We start from the raw sequence: 4,741 nt of genomic DNA, 5'->3' as shown, positions 1-4,741 counted from the left end.
TCGCTAAAGCTTTATTGAACCCCCGGTCCAACCGGGGGTTTTCTTTTTACAAAAAAGCATGGAAATTTCTTTCCATGCTTTTTCTATTTCCGGTCAGACAGTCCGTCCCAGGTCCTCCGCCATCTGCCTGTCCTTTTCCGGAGGCCTGCCGGCGATGGTGAGGTAGCCGCCGATCATGGCGCCGTTCAGGCCCGCCGCCAGGGCAAAGGCCTGAAGGTCCCGCAGCGCATTTTCCCGGCCCGCGCAGACCCGCATGATGGCGTGGGGCAGGATGAACCGGTACAGGGCAAACATGCGGAGCACCTCCACCGGCTTCGGCGGTTTATTCTTTCCGAAGGGTGTCCCCGGGATGGGACTGAAAATATTGAGGGGCACACTGGTCACGTGGTGGCTCCGCAGGGCAAAAGCCATGTCAATGCGGTCATCCTCCGTTTCCCCGAGTCCCATGATACCGCCGGAGCAGACTTCGAGCCCTGCTTTCTGGATGCGGCGGATATGGTCTTCTTTTTCCTTATAGGTATGGGTGGTACAGATATGGGGGAAATAGCGCTGTGCCGTTTCCAGGTTGCAGTGAATCCGCTGGCATCCCGCTTCCTTCAGCTGCTGCAGCTGGTCATCGGTGAGGAGTCCCAGGGAGCAGCACACGGACAGCTTCGTTTCTTTCGTAATCAGCCGTACCGCCTTCACGATGGAGGCGAACTGCACCGGGTCGCTCTGGCCCCGGCCGCTGGTGACGATGCCAAACCGCTCCGCCCCGTAGGCCTCTGCCTGTTTGGCTTCGTGGAGCAGGTCCTCCGGGCTCCGGAGGGGATATTCCTTGACCCCCGTGTGATACCAGCCGGACTGGGCGCAGAATTTGCAGTTTTCTGTGCACCTGCCGCTCCTTGCATTCACATCGCTGCAGAAACGCATCCGGTCACCACAGAAGGTCTTCCGGATCTTATCGGCCGCCGCCATAAGGAAGAGGGGCTCCGCTTTCCCCGCTTCATAAAGTTTTCCCGCTTCCTCCCGGCTGATTTCTCCCCCGCCGAGCACTTTATCCATACAATCTTCTATATACTTTACATTTTCATCCATACCATACCATCCCGATATTCAGAAATTAGGGAAGCACTGATTCAATCTGACTCTGCAAATGAACCAGTGCCTCCCTGGATTCAGCCACCGTCAGAAAGACACGCCACCGGCCTTCTCAATTCAGGTTCGGTGCCGTCTGCGTGCGGCCCAGGTCATGGAGCATGGCGATATCATCGGCCGGGTCCGAGCCTTTGCTCGTAAGGTAATTGCCGATCATGACGCCGTTCATGCCGCCGGCCAGAGCCATGGACTGGAGACTCCGGAGATTGATCTGCCGTCCGCCGGCCGTACGGATCTGGGCCTTTGGAAGGACAAAGCGGAACATGGCAAAGGATCGCAGGATTTCGAGAGGGGACAGGCGCTTATTGTGTTCAAAAGGAGTCCCCTTGATGGGGTTCAGCACATTGAGCGGTACCGCGTCGATGTGCATTTCCTTCAGATGGAACGCCATTTCCACTCTCTGGTCCAGCGATTCTCCGAGGCCAATGATGCCTCCGCAGCAGACGCGGATGCCCGCTTTCTGGGCACGGGCCACGTTTTCTGCCTTTTCTTCGGCTGTATGGGTTGTGCAGACTTCCTTGAAGAAGGAAGGTGCCGATTCGATATTGCAGTGCAGGCGGCTGATACCGGCTTCTTTCAGCTGGTACGCCTGCTCCTGGGTGAGGAATCCGAGGGAGCAGCATACTTCGATGCCCACTTCCTTGCGGATACGACGGATCAGGTCGAGAATTTCCGCAAAGTCCTTCGGATTTCTCTGGTCACGGCCTGCAGTAACAATATCGAAACGGGCTGCTCCGGCTTTTTTCGCTCTCTTAGCCGCTTCAATGACCTCATCTTCCGGAAGGAATTTATAGGTTTTTACACCTGTATGATAACGGGCAGACTGTGCACAGAATTTGCAGTCCTCCTGGCAGGAACCGCTCCGTGCATTGATGATGGCACAGAGATCTACACTCCTGCCGGAGAATTTCTGGCGGATCTTGTCGGCGCAGGCCAGGAGGAGCATGGTATCTTCATCCTTCGTGCGGATGAGGGCCTTTGCTTCATCCTCTGTCAGTTCCCCGCCGTTCAAAACCTTTTCTGTCCACTTCAAAATCTGTTCACAGCTGCTTTCCATCGCAAACCACTCCTTTTGTAAAATCGCCTGCCGTCCAATGACAGGATAATGCCTTTATAAAACCTTACGTGTATGCGTAATAGAAATATTCGTGTTTCGCAATGGTGCGGAATATTTCTATCCTATGAAGTTGTATATGAAACCGTATCAAAGCTGGGGCTGGGTCATGGACCGGCCAAGGTCCTCGGTCATCCGGATATCCTCTTTCGGATCCCTGCCGCCTGTGGTGAGGTAACCGCCCACCATGATGCCGTTCAGGCCGCCGGTCAGTGCATAGGCCTGCAGGCTCCGGAGGTTCACTTCCCGTCCGCCGGCGGTGCGGATCAGCGCCTTCGGCAGGACGAAGCGGAACATGGCAAATGTGCGGAGAACTTCCAGCGGTGGAAGCCGTTTATTCGTGTAGAAGGGGGTGCCCTTCACAGGATTCAGGATATTCATGGGGATGGAGTCGATGTGCATGGATTTCAGTTTGAAAGCCATTTCCACCCGCTGGTCCAGGGATTCCCCGAGGCCGATAATGCCGCCGGAGCACACGCGGATGCCTGCCTCCTGGGCAGTGCGGATGATTTCTTCCTTATCCCCCATGGTATGGGTAGAGCAGACTTCCGGGAAATAGGAAGGCGCTGTCTCGATATTGCAGTGAATCCTCGTGATGCCGGCTTCCTTCAGCCGAAGGGCCTGTTCTTTGGTAATCAGTCCCAGGGAGCAGCAGACTTCGATGCCCACCTGTTCGCGGATCTTCTTCACAATATCGATGATTTCCTCAAATTCATTGGGGTTATCCTGGTTCCTGCCGCTCGTTACGAGGGAGAACCGGACGGCACCGGCTTCCTTTGCCTTCCTGGCAGCTGCCAGAATTTCATCTTCCGGCAGGAGGCGGTACACCTTCGCTCCCGTGTGATACCAGCCGGACTGGGCACAGAACTTGCAGTTTTCCTGGCAGTGGCCGCTTCTTGCATTGATGATGGCGCAGAAATCAACGGCATTGCCGTTGAACTTCTGGCGGATCTTGTCCGCCATGGCCAGAAGCAGCATGGTATCCTCATCTTTTGTACGGATTAATTTCTTCGCTTCTTCCTCTGTAATCTCACCACCATCCATAACCTTATCGGCCAATCTGATAATTTCTTTGCAAGCACTGTCCATCATGAAAACTTCCTTTCCAATGCGGAGCACCTGCCGTTTCAAATTGTTACCTTGTAGACAAGTATAAAATAAACAATGGAATCTGTCAATCCGTTTATTTATGTATGTTGACAATATGTTGACGGATTGTCTCCCTTGTGATTTGAACCACCGGCATGTGGCTTCCAGGGAGGCCCTGCCGGAATGACACCAGCCACAAGCATGCCTTTCCACGCAAAAAGGCCTCCGGAAAGGGAACTGATCTTTCCGGAGGCCTTCTCAGGGAGGGTAATTGCATGAACTAACAACTTACTTTTTTATTTTTGGGGGGAGATAAATAAAGATTGTAAGAAACAACACGTTGAAAACAGGATTTGGGCTGCTGCCGGCGGACTTTGCTTCCACCGGCAGCCCCTGTCCTGCGAATCACTATCTGCCATTCGCATCACCAGGATTCTCTACGATACCGGACCTCAGCCGATCTGGATCCGATGGGCTTCTTCCACTTTCTTTTCATCTTCTTTAGGAAGTTCAATCTTCAGTACGCCATCTTTCAGGCTTGCTTTGATGCCGTCCTCTTTAATGCCTCTTACAGAGAACTGACGCTGGAAACCAACGGCGCCCCGTTCATGACGGAGATAATGTTTCTCTTCGTCCTTGGTCTCTTTCTTGTCTTCTCTTTTAGCGGCAATGGAGAGAACGCCATTTTCATAATTCACATGGATCTGGTCTTTCGTGAATCCCGGCATATCGCAGGTAATTTCATAATGATCTTTCAGATCCTCAATGTCCACTTTCGGAACTGCTACATAATCTTTATATACTGTCGGAATATCATCAAAGAAATGATCCAGAACAGTGTCACCGAATAATCCATCAAATGGAATCAAGCTACCCATAATCAAAGACCTCTTTCCTTTGCGTTTTAGTATTCTCATGTTCAGGTGTCCGGGTACCTTCCAGGTCTCCCTGTCGGGCCCCTTTCCTCCTGACAACTATAGTATAGCACTTTTAGCACTCAAGTCAAGAGAGTGCTAAAATATTTTTGACTTTTTATTTTATTTATTTGACTATTTAGGAAATATCGAGCTTACGTATACGAATTAAATTCATTCAATTGACTTATTAATTAGTGAGGAGTCAGGAGTGAGGGGTTAGGAATGGTGGCGCGGCGCGTGAATTCATAGAGCGCCGCATTTTATATTCCATGGCTTACAGCTGACCACTTACAGCTATCCGCTGACCGTTCAACCTATTCAACCCGTCCAACCCATTCAAGCTGCCTCCCTGGTTTCCTCTGCCCGAGGAGAATCGGTAAGTTGTAAGAAGGTAAGTCCGACTAAAAATCTAAAATGCGGCGCTTTATGAATGAACTGGCCCCCTTGTCAAGGACACAATTAAAAGTGTAGTTCGGACCCCATA

General features: G+C 52.0%; 4 protein-coding genes. All 4 read right to left on the bottom strand.

The window, feature by feature from the left end; translation table 11 throughout:
- Positions 1–93 precede the first annotated feature (93 nt).
- The gene (gene bioB, locus QZR21_RS08065; RefSeq protein ID WP_296100105.1) at positions 94–1,077 is read right to left on the bottom strand and encodes a biotin synthase BioB; all 984 of its coding nucleotides are present in this window, start codon (positions 1,075–1,077) and stop codon (positions 94–96) included.
- Between the two features lie 115 nt (positions 1,078–1,192).
- On the bottom strand, positions 1,193–2,194 hold the full coding sequence (gene bioB / locus QZR21_RS08060) for a biotin synthase BioB (RefSeq protein WP_296100102.1): 1,002 nt from the start codon (positions 2,192–2,194) through the stop codon (positions 1,193–1,195).
- Between the two features lie 147 nt (positions 2,195–2,341).
- Complete coding sequence (gene bioB, locus QZR21_RS08055; RefSeq protein ID WP_296100108.1) at positions 2,342–3,340, bottom strand: biotin synthase BioB; 999 nt, start codon at positions 3,338–3,340, stop codon at positions 2,342–2,344.
- A gap of 452 nt (positions 3,341–3,792) precedes the next feature.
- Positions 3,793–4,218 (bottom strand): Hsp20/alpha crystallin family protein, encoded by a 426-nt coding sequence (locus QZR21_RS08050; RefSeq protein WP_296100099.1) that lies wholly within the window; start codon positions 4,216–4,218, stop codon positions 3,793–3,795.
- Between the last annotated feature and the right edge of the window lie 523 nt (positions 4,219–4,741).

This window comes from uncultured Dialister sp. (genome assembly GCF_900541605.1).
Taxonomy (GTDB): domain Bacteria; phylum Bacillota; class Negativicutes; order Veillonellales; family Dialisteraceae; genus Dialister.
Note: the sequence above shows the minus strand (reverse complement) of the source record. Positions and strands in the feature narration are given on the sequence as shown.

Bases quoted from the DNA above. Each gene is read 5' to 3' on its own strand.
- bioB (WP_296100105.1), bottom strand. From the start codon at position 1,077: ATGGATGAAAATGTAAAGTATATAGAAGATTGTATGGATAAAGTGCTC.
- bioB (WP_296100102.1), bottom strand. From the start codon at position 2,194: ATGGAAAGCAGCTGTGAACAGATTTTGAAGTGGACAGAAAAGGTTTTG.
- bioB (WP_296100108.1), bottom strand. From the start codon at position 3,340: ATGGACAGTGCTTGCAAAGAAATTATCAGATTGGCCGATAAGGTTATG.
- QZR21_RS08050 (WP_296100099.1), bottom strand. From the start codon at position 4,218: ATGGGTAGCTTGATTCCATTTGATGGATTATTCGGTGACACTGTTCTG.